Here is a 19,654-nt window from a genome sequence, read left to right as displayed (position 1 = left end):
TGAACATAAGTCAACTAGTCTTCTAGAACTCATGTCAGTTAGCGCTATTTGCTTTATTTCAAGACGATTACGTTTATAATAGTAAACGTATATATCAAAGTTTGATAAAGGTAGGGATTATGTTGCGGACGTTTCTTTCTAAAAAGGGGATCACCCTTTCTCCAAAAGTTTATTTTATTGATGCACTAAGCTATATGGCACTGGGACTTTTTTCATCATTAATTATTGGATTGATTATAAATACCGTTGGGAAACAGTTCGATAACCAATTTCTTATGGATATGGGAAGTCTTGCAATGGGATTAATGGGTCCAGCAATCGGTGCAGCAGTTGCATTTGGGTTGAAGGCACCACCACTTGTATTATTTTCTGCGATTATTAGTGGTGCTGCGGGAGCACAGCTTGGAGGCCCAGCTGGAAGCTTCATTGCAGCGTTAATTTCAACTGAGATTGGAAAAGCAGTAAGTAAAGAAACAAAGGTTGATATCATCGTAACTCCTTTTACAACCATTTTTATTGGCTTTCTTACAGCAAAAACGATAGGTCCTCCAATAAATTTTGGGATGAAGAGCTTTGGTGAATTAATCATGTGGTCTACAGAACAACGACCACTTGTAATGGGAATCCTAGTTGCAGTTCTAATGGGATGGGCGCTAACTGCACCAATTTCTAGTGCAGCCATTGCATTAATGCTAGATTTACATGGATTAGCTGCAGGTGCAGCCACGATTGGATGCTGTGCGCAAATGATGGGGTTTGCCGTAAGTAGCTATCGTGAAAATGGGTTTGGTGGTCTAATTGCTCAAGGAATTGGAACATCTATGCTTCAAGTGGCAAACATCATCAAAAATCCACTTATTATCATTCCGCCAACAATAGCTGGAATGATACTCGCTCCATTTAGTACAGTCTATTTCAAACTTACAAATGTAGCTGAAGGTGCAGGCATGGGAACGAGTGGTCTTGTAGGTCAGGTGATGACTTTTACAAGTAACGGATTTACATTTGATGTCTTTTGGAAAGTCGTTTTATTACATATTATTAGCCCAGCTGTGATAAGTTTGATAATATCCGAATGGATGAGGAAAAAGGGCTGGATTAAGCTTGGCGATATGAAAATAAAAACTGGAGCGTGATCATATGAAGAAATTAGAGAATATGACTCAATATGAGGAAATGATAAAAACAGAAAAGGTTGTTCTAATGTTTTCAGCAGACTGGTGTCCTGATTGTAGAGTGATTGAACCGGTACTTCCTGAGATTGAAGAAGAGTTTAGTCAGTTTACATTTTATTATGTTGATCGTGATCAATTCATAGACCTTTGCCAGGAATTAGGGATCTTTGGTATCCCTAGCTTTGTAGTATTTGCAGAAGGGAAAGAATTAGGTAGATTTGTTAGTAAGGATCGTAAAACAAAAGAAGAAATCGTCACGTTTTTAACAAGTTTATAAAACTAAGCGATATTCTCCAACTTTAAGGAGGGTACAGTTCATGAAAAAAATGGATAGTAAAAAAATGAGAACAATTATCCAGGAGCGTCTTAATAGAGATGATTGGTCCTTCAATTATGACCGTGAAAAGGATGAGTTGAGAATAGAAGACCGGATAACTCACAAAGGGATGACATTATCGATACCTGGGGTTATTGCAAAATGGAATATGGAGAAAGACCAAGCAATTGATGAGATTGTTTACTATATTAAAGAATCTCTAACAGTCATGACAAAAGAGCTAGAGTTAACCGGTAAAGAAAAGCAAATCTTTCCAGTTATTCGTTCTACGTCATTTCCAACTGAATCCAATGAAGGAATTCCTCTTGTTTTTGAAGAACATACGGCTGAAACACGAATTTATTATGCCTTAGATTTAGGTACCACGTATCGTTTAATTGACCAGTCAATTATGGATAGAGAACAATGGGATATTGAACGTATGAAGGAAATTGCTAGATTTAATATCAGGTCTTTGGACTATACCTTGAAAGAGGACAAAGTAGCAGGAAATACCTTTTATTTTCTAAACAAAAATGATGGTTACGATGCTAGTCGAATCCTAAATGAAAGCTTCCTTCTAAAAGTAAGCCAACAAATGAAAGGAACGATGGCTGTAGCAGTTCCTCATCAGGATGTGTTAATCATTGCTGATGTTGAAAACGAAACAGGCTATGATATTCTTGCACAAATGACGATGAGTTTCTTTGCAAATGGAAGAGTTCCAATTACTGCCCTTTCGTTTATTTACGAAGATGGGAAACTTGAACCAATTTTTATCTTAGGAAAAAATCGTCCAATGAATAACGGAAAGAAAAAGGATTAATGACAAGTGCCAAGCGCAACTTTTTTCGTTCTTTAGGTTGAAAGATGATTCTTATGACCTAGAACAATGAAAAGGGCGGTGGCACTTTGTGTTTTTAAGGCTATTTTTTACTTCAAATTCTATGAAATATTGTTACAATAAGAGATGAAGTAGAAGAAATGAAAGAGTGATTACATGAAATGGATTGATAAAATAAAAGGCTTATTTAATGATGACGAAGAGAATGAGGTCATACCCTCAACTAAGAATCCTCCTCATATCAATAATATCTCACATAAAACGATTGATACAAAGGTGACCTATCAATATCCAAAAGGTCAATTTAGGTTCCCACTTATTCCTGATGGGTCAAATGAGAAAGCACAGGTGATAGCGAAAAGAAGAAATCGAGCTGAACAAACAAAGCCTGTTGAGAAACAACAACCAACACGTTTCCAATCTAAAGACAATCATGAAAGTAAGACACCTAATCTTGAGAGGAAGCAGCCATTCCGCCCAACGGAAATTCCTTCCGCAGTTCATGGATTTAAACCACCAACGACTAAACCTATGAAAGAAGAGCCTGTGATAGAATTTGAATTATCATCAGTAGATCATCATCATAGAAAACACACATTAGATTTAAGAAACGGGTATGAGGAGGCTTCAGCAACCATTGAAGTGGAAAAAGAGCATCCAACCGCAATTAAAATGGAAGAAAAGGTGGATTCTTTCGTAGAAAATCAAACTGTAAAAGAAGATAATACTAATGCTCCAATTGAACAAACGGTTGATATTAGTGATCTATTAACAAAGCTCCAGATTGAGGATGATGTTGAAACAGAAGGTGACTTTGAGCAAGTGGATTCAGAAGAAGAACAGCCTTTGGTACATAGCAAAGAAGAGGTTATTGAACTTGAGGCGGTTGAAGAGCTGGACAATAAAGTCGAAGATGTTGAAGAGATGATAGAACCTGCACTAGAGCAACAGCAAGTAGAGCAAAAACATAGAACTGAACGAACTGGGCGTAGACCAATCCCATTTAATGTTCTCATGTTAAAGAAAGATAGAGAAAAGCAGCAAGTCCAAAAGCAAAACGAGAAAAGTCTAGTAAATCGGATAGAAGACAGACAACAAGTTGAACCAGTAAGAGTAGAGCAAAACGTGGTAGTACAAGAGCAAGTAACAAGAGAAGGAGAACATCAAAATCTGAAGTCTGAAGAATCAATTCAGAGACAGGAGCCTATCAAAACGAGGTTGGAGGAACAACAACCAGAAAAGACAGGATATACCTTCCCATCACTGTCCTTACTCAATCAACAGATTATTGGTCATCATGAGGATGAGAATTGGGTTGAGAACCAACGAATGCTTTTGGATGAAGCACTGAAGAGCTTTAAAGTGCGAGCACATGTGGTTAATGTAACTCAAGGACCAGCGGTAACAAGATTTGAAGTGCAGCCTGAACCAGGGGTTAAGGTTAATAAGATTACTAATCTTTCAGATGATATCAAGCTTAATTTATCGGCAAAGGAAATCAGGATTGAAGCTCCGATTCCAGGGAAAAATACAATTGGAATTGAGGTTCCAAATAAGATAAGTAAGCCTGTATTTCTTCATGAGATTGTCAATAGTCCAGAGTTTATCAATAGCACATCACCCTTAACTGTTGCTCTAGGGCTTGATATATCAGGAACACCAATTATCACTGACCTAAATAAAATGCCGCATGGTCTAATTGCGGGAGCAACCGGTTCAGGGAAAAGTGTATGTATTAATACGATGCTTGTGAGTTTAATGTACAAAGCAGCCCCTCATGAAGTGAAGCTGTTATTAATTGATCCTAAAATGGTAGAACTTGCACCATATAATCATATACCTCATCTAGTGAGTCCGGTTATTACCGATGTGAAAGCAGCAACAGCAGCATTAAAATGGGCAGTAGAAGAGATGGAGCGAAGATATGAATTGTTTGCTCATTCGGGTGTCCGTGATATTTCAAGATATAATGAAATGGTTGAAAAGCATCAGGAGCAAAGCGGCAAACTGCCATTTTTAGTGATTATCATTGATGAGTTAGCTGATTTGATGATGGTTGCACCAGGAGAAGTAGAAGAAGCGATCTGCCGTATTGCACAAAAAGCAAGAGCTTGTGGAATTCACTTAATCCTAGCTACTCAACGTCCTTCAGTTGATGTTATAACAGGCTTAATCAAGGCGAACATCCCAACTAGAATTGCATTTTCAGTATCATCTCAAGTAGATTCACGAACAATTATTGATTCAAGTGGTGCTGAAAAGCTATTAGGTAAGGGAGATATGCTATTTCTTGAAAATGGTTCATCCAAACCAAAACGGGTACAAGGTAATTTTGTTTCAGATGAAGAGATTGATCGAGTCGTCTCACATGTCAAACAAGAGGTGAAGCCGTCTTATCTATTTCAACAGGATGAACTGATCAAAAAATCGTCAAGTATGTCAGGTGACGATGATGAGTTATTCCCAGAGGCTTGTGAATTCGTAGTTGAACAAGGTGGTGCCTCGACTTCAAGTGTGCAACGTCGTTTCCGTATTGGGTATAATCGGGCTGCACGATTAATTGACATGATGGAAGAACAAGGAATTATCTCAGAGGCACGAGGTAGCAAGCCAAGAGAAATCCTTATTTCAGAAGAAGAACTGAATAACATTCAAGAAAATTAATAAATTACTTTGATGCTAAATAAATACAATACTGTAACAAAGGGAAAGCTACTGGTGGAAAATATTTCACCAGTGTTTTTCTGTTATAGGTGAGAAATACTTGTTTTATTATATCCAATCATAGAAAAATTAAGAAAATATACATGGTTATAATATACGTGGTCATTAGAATTGATTAGTGCTATAATGAAAAAATGCGGGTTGATGATACGAAGATTTTTCAGTAATTTAAGCCATTTTTGCTGTTGGAAATGAATACATAATCCATGAATGATCGACCAACAGTAACAATAACATAGCAACTAGCATTTTATGTAATCATCCCCATCATATGAGTTCAATTAGCAAAAATAGATGAATATCATATACTGTTTTACAGATAGACGATTGTTGGAGGTTCTTTATATGACAGTTTACCATTTTGTTGGCATTAAGGGCACTGGCATGAGTTCTTTAGCTCAAGTACTTCATGATATGAAATTTGAAGTACAAGGATCTGATGTTGAAAAACGTTTTTTTACACAAAAACCGTTAGAAGAACGTGGCATACAAATCCTTCCATTTAGCAAAGACAATATTACTTCAGATTTGATTGTAATAGCAGGTAATGCATTCCCTGATACACATGAAGAAATACAAGCAGCTACTGAGCTCGGAATACCAGTGATAAGATATCACCGTTTCTTAGGTGATTTCATGCAAAAGTATACAAGTATTGGAGTAACTGGTTCACACGGAAAAACATCAACAACCGGCCTGTTAGCTCATGTAATGCAAGGAGCTGAACCCACTTCATATTTAATTGGAGATGGATCAGGTCAGGGGGCAGAAAATAATAAATATTTTGTGTTTGAAGCATGTGAATACAGACGACACTTCTTAAGCTATCACCCTGATTACGCGATTATGACCAATATTGATTTCGATCATCCTGATTATTTCGCGAATGTAGAAGATGTATTTAGTGCCTTTCAAGAAATGGCATTACAAGTGAAAAAAGGCATTATTGCATGTGGAGACGATGAACATCTTCAAAGCATTCATGCGAATGTCCCAGTAGTTTTTTACGGATTTGCTGAAGATAATGACTTTCAAGCAAGAAATGTGAACAAAACAACGGAAGGTTCAACGTTTGATGTCTTTGTTCGTAATAACTTTTATGCAACATTCCAGATAACAGGTTATGGAGATCATAATGTACTAAATGCATTAGCTGTCATTGCATTATGCCAATATGAAAATATTGACGTAACAGTTATCCAAGAAAGACTAAGCACATTCCAAGGTGTAAAAAGAAGATTCTCTGAGAAGAAAATTGGAGATCAAATCTTAATCGATGACTATGCTCATCATCCAACTGAGATTAATGCAACCATTGAAGCAGCTAGACAAAAATATCCGGATCGAGAAATTGTGGCAGTGTTTCAACCACATACATTTACTAGAACTCAAACATTCTTAAGTGAATTTGCTTCAAGCTTAAGCCATGCTGATAAAGTATATTTATGCGACATTTTTGGCTCAGCAAGAGAGAATCATGGTAAATTATCAATTAATGATTTACAAGAAAAAATAGGAAATGCCTCTCTAATTGATGAAGCAGATACTGCTGTCCTAAAGCACCATGAGAACAGTGTCTTAATTTTCATGGGTGCTGGTGACATCCAGAAATTCCAAGAAGCATATGAAAACGTGTTAGTATAATAGACATAAAAAAGAGGATTAATCGCACTTTGTGATTAATCCTCTTTTTGTAGTGGGACATATTCTGTCCCACTTGAGGTGCCTGGCACCAAACGATCTTATTTTAGGTTTTCAGGGTTAAGTTTTTCTAATTCACTGATGACAAAGCGGCCATCTTTTCGAATTAAGACATCATCGAAATACATTTCTCCTCCACCGTATTCGGGGCGTTGGATGTTAACCATATCCCAATGGATGTTTGAAGAATTTCCATTGTAGGCATCATCATAGCATTGTCCTGGTGTGAAGTGGAAGCTTCCATCGATTTTCTCATCGAAAAGAATATCTTGCATTGGGTGAAGAATGTATGGATTTACACCGATTGCAAATTCACCAATGTAACGTGCTCCTTCATCTGTATCAAAGATTTTTGTAATTCTTTCTGTATCATTTGCAGTTGCTTCAATAATCTTTCCATTCTCGAACGTTAATTTCACGTTTTCAAAGGTAAATCCTTGATATGGAGATGGAGTATTGTATGTAATGGTACCGTTTACTGAATCACGAACCGGAGCCGTGTAGACTTCTCCATCTGGAATATTCATTTCCCCAGCACACTTGATTGCAGGGATATCCTTGATTGAGAACGTTAAATCTGTGCCTGGGCCAGTAATTCGGACTTTATCGGTTTTATTCATAAGTGTAACAAGGGAATCCATTGCTTCACTCATTTTTCCATAATCTAAGTTACAAACGTTGAAATAGAAGTCCTCAAACCCCTCTGTACTCATCTTAGCTAATTGAGCCATAGAAGCGGTTGGATAACGTAAAACAACCCATTTTGTCTTTGGTACACGAATCTCGCGATGAACCTTCTTCCCAATTGTGTTCCCTGTAATTTTCATTTTGTCATCAGGAACATCTGCTAGCTCATTGATATTATCTCCTGAACGTAAGCCAATATAGGCATCCATGTTACTCATAACATTTGCTTCGAAATCAGCCATTAGATTGAATTGTTCTTCATCAGCACCCATGAGTAAAGCGCGATCTACTTGATGGTCCTTAAGCAATACAAATGGGAAACCACCAGCCTTGTAAGCTTCACTTACAAGTGCAGTCACTAGCTCACGTTGAAGGCCGAAATTCTCAATTAATACTTTTTCACCTTTTTGTAGTCGAACGGAATAGTTAATTAAATTTCTTGCTAAAGTTTCAATACGAGCATCTTTCATCAAAAACAGCCTCCATCTTTAAATATCGTTTCTCAACACATATATTGTAACCCAAATGTAGAAAAATTGTTTACTTTAAAGGTCCGCTAATAAAAAAAGGATTGCAGGACTTCTAAGAAAGATGTCGAAAGTAAATAAAATAGCCATTTTTAAGAGAAATTGTCATTGTTAAAAATTGCTTTTTTTAAGGGAAAGACTTATTGTATCAGTTAGAAGGGGGTGTTGTTCTATGATTATCATCGTATATATAAGTGCAGCCATTATCGCTCTAGGATTTTTAGTTCTAGTCATTTATTTAGTTAAAACATTAAAATCCCTACAAATAACGTTAACTCGAGTAGCAGGTACTCTTACAGGTCTTGAAAAACAAATGGAAGGTATAGCTACCGAGACTACAACGCTACTTCAAAAGACGAATGTGCTAGCAGATGATTTACAAAAAAAATCTCAAAGCTTAAACTCGGTTTTTGATGCGGTGAATGATGTGGGCCAATCAATTCAAAAATTCAACGGTTCGATTCAAAACGTGTCTGAATCTGTTACATATCAAATTCAAAAGAATCAAGACAAGGTATCTCAAGTTGTTCAGTGGGGAAGTGCTGTAATAGATATTTGGGACATGTGGAAAGATAAAAAAAAGAAACAATCTCTAGATAAAGTGAAGAATGATATCGAGCTTTAACATTAGGGTAAGCTTAGCATAATAAACTTGATGGGAGATGATGTCTAAATGAGTAAGAAAGCAATGAGTGGTAAGGATTTTCTTGTGGGATCAATCATAGGCGGGCTTATTGGTGCGGCAACTGCATTATTTCTAGCGCCTAAGTCAGGTAAAGAGTTAAGACATGACCTGAATGAACAAGCTAATATCGTCAAAGAAAAAACAGAACATTTAAGACATACAGCTATTGAAAAAGGAACAGGATTTGCAGAGGTGGCAAAAGAAAAGTCAGCACATCTTACTGGAGTAGTGTCTGAGCAATCTGCACAACTTTACAAAAAGGTAAGGGAATATGGTGATGTTGGAAGTAAGACTGAAGCTGTTAGTCCTGTTGAGGAGAACATTGAGAAAGTTGTCGAAGAAACAGTAGACACTGCAAAACCAACTGACAATACAGAAGAATTTCAGCGAAGATTAGCCGATGCGCAAAGAGCATTAACAGAAGCAGAAAACAAACTGTAAAATGTACAAGCTAAATGGTGAGGTGAATAGCTTCACCATTTTAGTTTAATTAGAAGAGAGGAGTAAGAAAATGAAGCAAAAAATCGAGACGATTGAAGAATTTAATCAATTAGTGGGGCAAAATGAAAAGTTTTTAGTGTTTAAGCACAGCTTAACTTGTCCTGTCAGTCAGGCAGCATACGATGAATTTGAAGGGTTTATGGAAGCACAGCCTGATGTTGCAGCGTATTATTTATATGTTCAAGAAGCAAGACCACTATCTAACTACATAGCAGAGGAATATAATATCAAGCACGAATCACCACAAGCACTAGTTTTTGAGGGGAATACTGTTTCTTGGAATGCCTCTCATTGGAAAATAACGAAGTCTTCTTTAAAAGAAGGGTTATCCATTTAATTCACTCAACAAAAGGCCATGTCTCTTCATTTTGAAGGAACAGGCTTTTTTTCTAGGATAAACGAAAATTGCACATTTACGTCTGATTGAATAGACTATAATAATTGATTCGCAAAATTCCCTTGCATACATAGATATAATCATGTACTATTTCAAAATAAACCTATATTATTTAACGATTTTGAATAGTTTAAACAACACTTTAGTGCTTAAAAGCGTTTAAATGTTAAAGTTTTTTAGTGACAATCAATTATTTATGATTTATAATAAGCCTAATCCATAAATAATATATTCAAAGAAATTACTTGTTAAAGTTGAGAGAGGATGAGAGAGATGAGTAACGCAGAATTAGATACACTCCGCGATCGAGTAGATGAAATTAACTTAAAATTATTAGAATTAATCAGTGAGCGAGCAACTCTCGTTCAAGAAATTGGAAAAGCAAAAGAAGTACAGGGTGTAAATCAATATGATCCAGTACGTGAACGTCATATGTTAAATTTAATTAATGAACATAATCAAGGTCCTTTTGAAACGTCGACCTTACAACATATTTTTAAAGAAATCTTCAAAGCGGGTCTTGAATTACAAAAGGATGACCATCGCAAAGCTCTCCTTGTATCAAGAAAAAAGAAGCCTGAAGATACAATTGTCGATGTTAAGGGCGAAAAAATTGGAGATGGCAGTCAATATTTTGTTGTTGGTCCATGTGCGGTTGAGAGCTATGAACAGGTAGCAGCAGTGGCAGCAGTTGCTAAATCACAAGGATTAAAGCTTCTTCGCGGTGGAGCATATAAACCTAGAACATCACCGTATGATTTCCAGGGTCTAGGTCTAGAAGGTCTGAAAATCCTTAAACGTGTAGCAGATGAATATGATATGGCAACAATCAGTGAAATTGTTAATCCAGCTGATATTGAAAAAGCGATTGATTACATCGATGTTATTCAAATTGGTGCTCGTAACATGCAGAACTTTGACTTACTAAAAGCAGCAGGTCAGGTAAATAAACCTGTCTTATTAAAAAGAGGGTTAGCTGCAACACTTGATGAATTCATCAATGCGGCAGAATATATCATTTCTCAAGGGAATGGTCAAATTATCCTATGTGAGCGTGGGATTAGAACATATGAAAAAGCAACAAGAAACACGCTAGATATTTCAGCAGTACCAATTCTTAAGCAAGAAACACATTTACCTGTTATGGTTGATGTAACACATTCAACTGGTAGACGTGATTTATTAATTCCATGTGCTAAAGCAGCACTTGCAATTGGTGCAGATGGTGTTATGGCAGAAGTACATCCAGATCCAGCTGTAGCTCTTTCAGATTCCGCACAGCAAATGGATTTTGATCAATTTAATGAATACATCACAGAACTTAAGAAATTAGCTACTGTGAAAGCATAATCAATGAAAAAGCTGACTGCAAAAGTCAGCTTTTTTCTATTGGAATCAAAAAAACATTTAAAGCGCTTTCGTCACAAAGTTCTCTCTTTTTATTGAAAGTTTTTCACAAAATCTATGCAAAGACATTGCTATAAAGGGTTTTGTGTCGTATGATTACATACATAAAGTATGAAATTTTGACATAAGTTTGGATAATTTAAATCAACTACTAGATTAATCAAGTAATGATTATGACTATTTATACTCATACTAATAAATATAGAATGTACGTTTAAGGAGTGTTGTCGATGAATGTCACAATTTATGATGTAGCAAGAGAAGCAAATGTATCAATGGCAACTGTTTCACGTGTTGTTAACGGAAATCCTAATGTTAAACCGACAACAAGGAAGAAAGTATTAGATGCGATTGACAGACTTGGCTATCGACCAAATGCGGTTGCAAGAGGACTAGCTAGTAAAAAAACAACGACTGTTGGTGTAATCATCCCAGATATTTCAAGTATCTTTTACTCTGAATTAGCACGTGGGATTGAAGACATTGCGACAATGTATAAATATAATATTATCTTAAGTAATTCAGATCAAAATAAAGATAAAGAATTACATCTTCTTAATACAATGCTTGGCAAACAAGTAGATGGTATTGTATTCATGGGTGGTAGTATCACAGAAGAGCATGTTGCAGAATTTGAAAGATCACCTGCACCAATTGTTTTAGCAGCATCAATCGAAACAAGTAAAAAAATTCCATCTGTCACAATCAACTACGAACAAGCTGCATATGATGCAACTATAGCATTAATTAACAAAGGGCATAAGAAGATTGCCTTTGTTTCTGGGCCTTCTGAAGAGCAAGTTGGCATTCAGAAATTCGCAGGATACCGCCGTGCACTAGAGGAAGGTGGACTAACATTTGTAGAGGGATATGTAGTTGAAGGTGACGATAGCTATGAATCAGGTATTGAAGCTTTTGAAAAAATTCAAGACCTCTCTGAGCGTCCAACAGCAATCTTTGTTAGTACCGATGAAATGGCTCTTGGTGTGATTCATGGAGCAACTGATTCAGGTGTATCTATTCCTGAAGAGATTGAAATTATTGGCTTTGACAATACTCGTCTTGCAACAATGGTCCGTCCACGCCTTACAACAGTTGTTCAGCCGATGTATGATATCGGTGCAGTTGCAATGCGTCTCTTAACAAAGTATATGAACAAAGAAATCGTTGAGGATCATATTGTTGAATTACCTCATCGAATTGAATATCGTCAATCAATGATTGAAAAATAAGAAGATGTAAGAGTGCCTGGTCCCAATTGCGGTCCAGGCACTCTTTTTTAGTGATTATTTCTAATATGATAGAGAGCCTTTGCAACCATATTTGCATTTTTTTCTGTGATTTCCTGTTTGCGGGGAATCGGCTTATATAGGTGTTTTGGGTCATCCCATTCTTCAGGAAGAGTAACAGGTGCCTTCGGTTGCCATTTATTTACCCATTCTGTCGGTAATTTGCCAGAAACATCTGATTGGTCGGTCATCGCAAGCCAGATGACAGACCATGCCCGTGGAACTACTCTCCAAATATCATAGCCTCCACCTCCAACAGCAATCCATCGACCATTACAATGTTCATGAGCGAGCTTATGGGCGAGCTTAGGGATTTCACGATAGATTTTCATTGTTGTAGAAAGGTGGGTTAATGGATCATAATAGTGTGAATCCGCACCATTTTGCGTCAATATCACATCTGGTTTGAAGAATTTAATAATTTCTGTCAATCCAGTTGTATAGGCATCTAACCATGAGTCATCTTCCGTAAATGCATCAACTGGAATGTTAAAAGAATAGCCATACCCCTTACCTGAACCTCGTTCATTTACATTCCCTGTACCAGGAAAAAGGTAGCGTCCTGTTTCATGTATAGAGAAGGTACAAACTGTGGGGTCATCGTAAAATGCCCACTGTACTCCATCTCCGTGATGTGCATCTGTATCAACATATAATACTCTTGCTTGATATTTTTCTTGCATATATTTAATTGCTACAGCGCTATCATTATAAATACAAAAACCAGATGCTTTCCCACGAAAACCGTGGTGCAGGCCACCTCCTAAACTAAGTGCATGTGAAGCTTTTCCAGACATAACGTAGTCTACAGCTGTAAGTGTAGCTCCTACCAGTAATGAACTAGCTTCATGCATATTGGGGAATGTAGGTGTGTCTTCTGTCCCTAGTCCATAATTCCCGGCAATATCTAGCGCTAATTTTCCTTCACCTGCAAGCTTCACAGCTTGAATATATTTAGGGTCATGGATCAGAGTAAGTTCGCTTTCTGTTGCAATTCTTGGAGCAACCACAACTGAATCATTAAGTGCATTCAGACTCTTCAAAAGATCATAGGTTAATTGCACTCTTAATTGATTAAATGGGTGTTTGTTATTAAATTTATAGGCAGTGAATTCATCTGAATATACAAAAACAGAATCCTTACTCATGAAAAAACTCCTGTGTCATTGGCCAGATAATCGAATATCCGTTAGCTTTTAACTCATTAACTGCTTTGGTTGGGTTCATCGTCTGAACACGAAACACAACCTTCTTATATCCTTCATCCTGATCTGGGTATACAAGGACACTTCCGATATTTATGTTGTATTTTTTCAAAATAATTGCGACGTCAGCAAGTACTCCGGTATGATTAGGAATTCTTATTTCTAAGTGTGAACTAGGTTGATGTGCACCTGTAAGCTGTACAAGTGTATACAAAATGTCCGTTTCGGTCACAATCCCAACTAATTTATTATCCTTTTCAATTGGTAAGCAACCAATCTTATGTTCAAAAAAGATGACAGCCGCTTCCTCAACAAAATCTAGTGGGTGACCGGTAATAACATTAGTTGTCATAATCGTTTGTATTGGTTGTTCAAGAACTTCCATATGCTCGTTTTGATGTAAAATGGATGGACGTACATCCCTGATATCTCGATCACTAATCACGCCGACAATTTGTTGTTTGTTATCAATAATGGGGATATGTCTTATATGATTGGTTTCCATTAATTCAATCGCATATTTGATTGGTTCAAAAGGAGAGATCGCGATAACATTTTTTTGCATGATATCCTCAAGTATCATTATGTATCCTCCTTATTCCATACATATCTATAATCAGGTCCTAATACATAAATCGATTCTTAAATCTTAATTGATCAAATTGTTGAATTGACTCATTTTCAATTCGGCTACCAATTCGGGCCATTAAACAATTTGCTGGATGTGAGCTGATTTCTGGGTCGTCTGTTGCAAACCAAACAAGACCCCCAGCATTCATCATTTTCTCCATCACTTTTCGGTACTCCCACACATTTAAACCAGTACCTTTTAAATCCCAATGCCAATAATATTCTGTCGTTATAATGATATAGTCGTTCATGGCATCATCCATCATTGAAACCTGAAGTAAATTTTTTCCGACTGAATATCCACGGAATTCTGGTACGACCTCGATTGCACCTAATTCAATTAAATTTTCCATGTTGCCCTCAGACCATCTTTCAAGGGGATCAGGGTAGAGAAATGTAACATACCCAACAATCGTATCTCGATCTCTTGCAATAAGGATTCTTCCCTCAGGTAAATCTGCAATCTCAATTAATGCTTGTTTTTGTTGATCTGGTGGACGAAAAGCAACTAAATCATGATGAAATTCGTAGCTTGCAAGCTTCTTCCCAGAAATGGGACCTTCGATAATTAAGTTTCCGTTTGGTGTTTTTATTTCTTTCGCATTATACGTTTTTCGATGTTCCATCACATCACCACCAATGTAAAGTACTTGTTCCTATTATACATGAAAATCCTGTTTATAAAGCGTTTTCAATTCATTTTCTAAAAATCTTTCAATCTGTTATAATAAAGAATTTTTAAAATTGAGAAAAATAACCATTTGTACTATAATAGAAGAGCAAAGACTTACATAAGGGGGATTTGTTATGAAAGTGGAAGCGCTACCAGTCATAAAAGGGGATTTTAATTTAAAGGATTATGATCAAATGTATCGTGATTTCAGTTGGGGAGAAGCTGAAAAACATTTCTCATGGTCTGAAACTGGCAAAGTAAACATGGCATATGAAGCAATAGACCGCCATGCTGAAGGCCATCGTAAAAACAAAATTGCTTTATACTACCGTGACCCTTCAAAAGAAGAGAAATACACATTCAAAGAGATGAAAGAGTTATCTAACAAGGCAGCAAATTTATTAAGGCAAGATGCAGATGTGGAAAAAGGGGACCGCGTCTTTGTTTTCATGCCGAGATCACCTGAATGTTACTTTACTATTTTAGGTGCAATTAAATTAGGTGCAATAGTAGGTCCACTATTCGAAGCCTTCATGGAAGGTGCAGTAAGAGATCGTTTAGAGGATAGTGAAGCAAAAGTCATTGTAACAACACCAGAATTACTAGAGAGGGTTCCTTTGGATGCTCTTCCTGCCTTGAAGTCAGTCGTAATTGTTGGAGAAAATATAAAAGAAGAAGGTCCTTTCATTGATTTTCATAAACGAATGGAGACGGCAAGTAAGAAGCTTGAGATTGAATGGGTAGATCGTCAGGATGGTTTAATTCTGCATTATACCTCAGGATCTACAGGTAAGCCAAAGGGAGTACTTCATGTTCATAATGCAATGATTCAGCATTATCAAACAGCTAAGTGGGTATTGGATTTGAAGGAAGATGATGTCTATTGGTGCACTGCGGACCCTGGGTGGGTAACTGGAACTGCTTACGGAATCTTTGGACCTTGGCTGTCTGGTGTATCCAATGTCATTTTGGGAGGTCGTTTCAAGCCTGAAACTTGGTATCAAACGATTGAAGACTTTGGTGTAACTGTTTGGTACAGTGCTCCTACTGCATTTCGTATGCTGATGGGTGCAGGTGATGAGTTAGTGAAACAATTCGATATGAGCTCGCTTAGACATATATTGAGTGTTGGTGAACCGTTGAACCCAGAGGTTGTTAGATGGGGCATGAAGGTATTTAATTTAAGAGTGCATGATACATGGTGGATGACTGAAACGGGTAGTCAGACGATTTGTAATTATCCTTGTATGGAAATTAAACCTGGATCAATGGGGAAACCAATACCTGGTGTTAAGGCCGCGATTGTTGATGACCAAGGGAACGAGCTTCCACCTTATCGTATGGGGAATTTAGCCATTAAACGTGGATGGCCTTCAATGATGCACACAATATGGAATAATCAAGCAAAATATGAATCTTATTTTATGCCAGGTGATTGGTATGTATCTGGAGACTCTGCATATATGGATGAAGATGGATACTTCTGGTTCCAAGGAAGAATTGATGATGTCATTATGACGAGTGGTGAAAGGGTCGGTCCATTTGAGGTTGAAAGTAAGCTTGTTGAGCATCCAGCTGTCGCTGAAGCAGGAGTAATTGGTAAACCTGACCCTGTTCGTGGTGAAATCATAAAAGCCTTTGTAGCCCTTAGAGCTGGCTATAACGTTTCTGACGAATTGAAAGAGGATATCAGAAACTTCGTGAAGAAGGGGCTTGCTGCTCATGCAGCACCACGTGAGATTGAATTCCGTGATAAGCTTCCAAAAACACGTAGTGGTAAGATTATGAGACGTGTATTAAAAGCTTGGGAATTAGATTTACCAACAGGTGATTTATCAACGATGGAAGATTAATAATGTCAAAAACAAAAATGAGGCAGACACTTAGTGTCTGCCTCATTTTATTACTCATCACCATTCTCTGCTGGTTCAGTAGGTGGTTGTTCAGGAGGAGTTGGTTTTTCTGGTGCATCCTCCTGTGGTTTATCATTTTTAGGTTTTTCCTCGTTTTTTGGCTTCTCTTCTTTAGGTTTTTCTTCTTCATAATCACCTTTTTTAACAAGGGTACTATCCTGTAATGGTGTCTCTTTTCCGCTTACATCAACAGCTGTTACATAGTACGCACCAATCGAATTTCCAATGTTAAATTTGAGAGAATCAGTAGCAGGTACAGCACCGATCTTTTTAAATTCTTTAGAGTGATTCGCTGTTCCATAAATTCGGTAACCAATAATATCATTGTGATCATGTTTCTTCCAAGAGAGTGTATTACCTGAAATACTCACACCATTCACTTTAGAAGGGACAGAACCATTGTCCTTTACTTCACCATCTTCTGTAATGATGAGATTTTTCCATTTATCTGTCTGTGGAAGTATCCTCTCAATCGCTTTTGTATCAGTTAATTTATGGTAGTCTAAGAATTCTTTTTTGATCATGACGCCTTCTTGCACAAACTCAGAAGGTGCACTTGCTGGAACTTTGTATGCCTTATCGTTTACGATGATATATTTTCCTTTTGTTAAACTATCATCCACTTTAGATGGGACAAACTTCGCATTGAAAATATCTGTCTCAACTAGACCAGCTTCTTTACATAGATCAGAAGGGATTAATCCAGATAATACACAGTAGGAACGACGAACTATTCCACCCGGCATTTTAAAGGATTCCTCTGGGTCAACAAGCTCAGGACGAACATCATAAGCAGCATTCATTAATTTAGACCAATACATAATGTTACGTTGAGAATATCCAACACCTTTATACGTGTTATCAACAGGCTTAGGTGTATCATAGCCCATCCATGTCCCAAACGATACATTAGGGTTTACTGCAACAAACCAAACATCTCTTAGATCTTGCCCTGTACCGGTTTTTCCAGCCCAGTCAGAGTTGAATTTAAGATGATTGTATAGTGAAGTTGCTGTACCACTTTTAATGACATCTCGCATGACATCGATCGTTAAATATGCAGTTTGAGGAGAGAAAACGTCAACTTCTTCAACTTTATGTTCAAAAACAATCTCACCGTCTTTAGTAGTGATTTTGTCAATCATATAGCCGTCTTTAAACTTTCCTTCATTAGCAAAGGTCGAATAGGCATCCACATTTTCTTCAACTGATACCCCATATGTTAATCCACCAAGAGAAATCGCATACGCATGCTCATCAGCATCAACAAGACTTGTGAAGCCCATTTTTTCTAAGAACGATAATGGTCGTTGGTTAAAATTATTGACATAAGCTTTAACGGCAGGGACATTTCGTGATAACTTCAACGAATGTCTTACTGACATCAGTCCTTTATAATCATTTGGTCCACCATAGTTTTGCACAGCTTTCGTACTTCCTGGATAATTGTAAGGCACATCTGCTAACACTGATCCAGGCTGTAATGTACCATATTCAAATGCTGGTGCATAATCAAGCAATGGCTTCATCGTTGAACCATTAGGGCGAATCGCTTTAGTAGCATGGTTTGTTTCTTCTCTGTTAAAATCTCGTCCACCAACAAAAGCAATGATTTTTCCTGTTTTGTTTTCACGTAAATATGCACCGGCTTCTAGTGGTTCAAATACAGGTTCACCAGTCTCAGGGTCGGGATTTTTGTTTTTCTTATCATTACCATAATATTCGAATTCCCTTGTAACCTTCTGGAATACATCATAGATATCCTTATCAATTGTTGTATAGATACGGTATCCGTTTTGGCGAAGCTGCTTATAGGCTAAAGAATAATAAGAATTCCATAATTCTTTATCACTCTCAATATCCTTAGCATCATAACCATCTTCTTCAGCAATCTTATAAACTAAAATATTGGCAGCTCTTTCTTCAACCTCAGCAGTCAACCAAGGATAGTCATCTCGAGTTGTTTTTGCAGGTTCTACTAAATGCGCTCTTAAATCAAATTCTAACGCTTCGTCATATTCCTCTTGTGTAATGACTTCAGCAGCAAGCATTCTTCTTAAGACGAGTTTCATTCGATCTAACCCAGGCTCTAGATTATCCTTAACATATAGCCCATCTTCATTTGGCTTATTATAGAACGGGGTATGCGCGTATGGGTTTTGAGGAATCCCCGCAATAAATGCTGCTTGAGCAATGTTTAACTCGTTAGCATTAACACCGAAAATCCCTTGTGCCGCTTGTTGTACACCAGCAATATTACGTCCGTTTGAGTTTCTTCCAAATGAAACAATATTTAAATAAGCTTCTAAAATTTCATCCTTTTCGAAGAATTTCTCTAAACGCATAGCTAATAAAATTTCTTTTGCTTTACGATCGAAAGAAACTTCATTTGTTAAGATCTGATTTTTTATTAATTGTTGGGTAAGAGTACTTCCTCCCGTTTGTGTAGCCGAATTAGTCACTTCTTGTAAAATGGCACGCATAATTGCCTTTGGAACTACACCATTATGCTCGTAAAAATATTCATCCTCTGTTGAAATGACAGCATTAATCACATGAGGAGAAATTTCACTCAAACTTACTTCCTCACGCTCTAAATCAGTACGTAATGTTCCTAAATAAATATCATTATCAAAGTAAACCTCTGTTGTTTCTTCATAGTTGTAAATATCCTTTTGCATACTTTCAAAGGGTCTTATAGGCTCTTCCTTCACAAGAGAAGCAAAATAACCTGCACCAACTCCACCAGCAAAAGATAATCCAATGATGCCTATGGTTAAGAAAATTAAGAATAAATTCCAAACGACGTTGTATGTAATTCTTATCCCTTTCCAGGCGTGTTTATTTGTCAGAACTTGTCTGAACGTCAGTAAACGTTCCTTCCACTGAGATTTATTAAAATTCATATCATCAGCCCCCTAAAATCATGTACATTATAGCATAAAGCAAGTTAGAAGTATTATTTTTTTAGTAATTTCCA

General features: G+C 37.1%; 16 protein-coding genes. 11 read left to right on the top strand and 5 right to left on the bottom strand.

The features are described from left to right. Window positions 1–122 precede the first annotated feature (122 nt). From F7888_RS08465 to murC, 5 genes are all read left to right on the top strand, one after another. The gene (locus F7888_RS08465; protein ID WP_191778865.1) at window positions 123–1,136 is read left to right on the top strand and encodes a PTS transporter subunit IIC; all 1,014 of its coding nucleotides are present in this window, start codon (window positions 123–125) and stop codon (window positions 1,134–1,136) included. Between the two features lie 4 nt (window positions 1,137–1,140). Then, complete coding sequence (locus F7888_RS08460; protein WP_191778740.1) at window positions 1,141–1,452, top strand: thioredoxin family protein; 312 nt, start codon at window positions 1,141–1,143, stop codon at window positions 1,450–1,452. A 49-nt stretch (window positions 1,453–1,501) separates the two neighbouring features. Beyond that, window positions 1,502–2,317, top strand: a complete 816-nt coding sequence (locus tag F7888_RS08455) for a DUF1444 domain-containing protein (RefSeq protein WP_191778864.1) — start codon at window positions 1,502–1,504, stop codon at window positions 2,315–2,317. A gap of 174 nt (window positions 2,318–2,491) precedes the next feature. Next, window positions 2,492–4,999 carry a DNA translocase FtsK gene (locus F7888_RS08450; protein ID WP_191778739.1) on the top strand — a complete coding sequence of 836 codons (2,508 nt, stop codon included), beginning with the start codon at window positions 2,492–2,494 and terminating at the stop codon, window positions 4,997–4,999. Window positions 5,000–5,404: 405 nt separating this feature from the next. Then, a complete protein-coding gene (gene murC / locus F7888_RS08445) occupies window positions 5,405–6,703 on the top strand; it encodes a UDP-N-acetylmuramate--L-alanine ligase (RefSeq protein ID WP_191778738.1) in 1,299 nt (432 codons plus the stop codon). Window positions 6,704–6,801: 98 nt separating this feature from the next. Here murC and F7888_RS08440 read toward each other — a convergent pair whose 3' ends face one another. Next, window positions 6,802–7,917: an aminopeptidase gene (locus tag F7888_RS08440; protein WP_191778737.1), complete on the bottom strand. Its 1,116-nt coding sequence runs from the start codon at window positions 7,915–7,917 to the stop codon at window positions 6,802–6,804. A gap of 229 nt (window positions 7,918–8,146) precedes the next feature. Here F7888_RS08440 and F7888_RS08435 point away from each other — a divergent pair, with 229 nt between their 5' ends. The 5 genes from F7888_RS08435 (at window position 8,147) to ccpA (ending at window position 12,196) form a co-directional block, all read left to right on the top strand. Beyond that, window positions 8,147–8,599: a DUF948 domain-containing protein gene (locus F7888_RS08435; RefSeq protein WP_191778736.1), complete on the top strand. Its 453-nt coding sequence runs from the start codon at window positions 8,147–8,149 to the stop codon at window positions 8,597–8,599. Between the two features lie 48 nt (window positions 8,600–8,647). Next, complete coding sequence (locus F7888_RS08430; RefSeq protein WP_191778735.1) at window positions 8,648–9,100, top strand: YtxH domain-containing protein; 453 nt, start codon at window positions 8,648–8,650, stop codon at window positions 9,098–9,100. Window positions 9,101–9,170: 70 nt separating this feature from the next. Continuing rightward, window positions 9,171–9,497, top strand: a complete 327-nt coding sequence (ytxJ, locus tag F7888_RS08425; protein ID WP_191778734.1) for a bacillithiol system redox-active protein YtxJ — start codon at window positions 9,171–9,173, stop codon at window positions 9,495–9,497. Window positions 9,498–9,830: 333 nt separating this feature from the next. Then, window positions 9,831–10,907, top strand: coding sequence for a bifunctional 3-deoxy-7-phosphoheptulonate synthase/chorismate mutase (locus tag F7888_RS08420; protein ID WP_191778733.1), 1,077 nt, complete (start codon window positions 9,831–9,833; stop codon window positions 10,905–10,907). 287 nt (window positions 10,908–11,194) lie between these two features. Next, the gene (ccpA, locus tag F7888_RS08415; protein WP_191778732.1) at window positions 11,195–12,196 is read left to right on the top strand and encodes a catabolite control protein A; all 1,002 of its coding nucleotides are present in this window, start codon (window positions 11,195–11,197) and stop codon (window positions 12,194–12,196) included. Window positions 12,197–12,243: 47 nt separating this feature from the next. On the opposite strand, the gene F7888_RS08410 is transcribed toward ccpA, so the two are convergent. From F7888_RS08410 to F7888_RS08400, 3 genes are read right to left on the bottom strand one after another with little or no spacing between them, the layout of a single operon-like run. Further along, entirely contained in the window at window positions 12,244–13,401 is a 1,158-nt protein-coding gene (locus F7888_RS08410) for an acetoin utilization protein AcuC (protein ID WP_191778731.1), read from the bottom strand. Beyond that, the gene (locus F7888_RS08405) at window positions 13,394–14,041 is read right to left on the bottom strand and encodes an acetoin utilization AcuB family protein (RefSeq protein ID WP_191778730.1); all 648 of its coding nucleotides are present in this window, start codon (window positions 14,039–14,041) and stop codon (window positions 13,394–13,396) included. Before F7888_RS08405 ends, F7888_RS08410 begins: the two co-directional genes overlap by 8 nt. A 40-nt stretch (window positions 14,042–14,081) precedes the next feature. Further along, complete coding sequence (locus tag F7888_RS08400) at window positions 14,082–14,714, bottom strand: GNAT family N-acetyltransferase (RefSeq protein WP_191778729.1); 633 nt, start codon at window positions 14,712–14,714, stop codon at window positions 14,082–14,084. 181 nt (window positions 14,715–14,895) lie between these two features. Between F7888_RS08400 and acsA the strand changes: the two genes are divergently transcribed. Further along, complete coding sequence (gene acsA / locus F7888_RS08395; protein WP_191778728.1) at window positions 14,896–16,614, top strand: acetate--CoA ligase; 1,719 nt, start codon at window positions 14,896–14,898, stop codon at window positions 16,612–16,614. Between the two features lie 50 nt (window positions 16,615–16,664). Here the strand turns inward: acsA and F7888_RS08390 are convergent, their stop codons facing one another. Next, window positions 16,665–19,580, bottom strand: coding sequence for a transglycosylase domain-containing protein (locus tag F7888_RS08390; protein ID WP_191778727.1), 2,916 nt, complete (start codon window positions 19,578–19,580; stop codon window positions 16,665–16,667). Window positions 19,581–19,654: the final 74 nt, after the last annotated feature.

It is taken from the genome of Litchfieldia stipae (genome assembly GCF_014837155.1).
GTDB lineage: Bacteria > Bacillota > Bacilli > Bacillales > Bacillaceae_L > Litchfieldia.
This window is presented reverse-complemented; position numbering and strand designations above follow the sequence as displayed.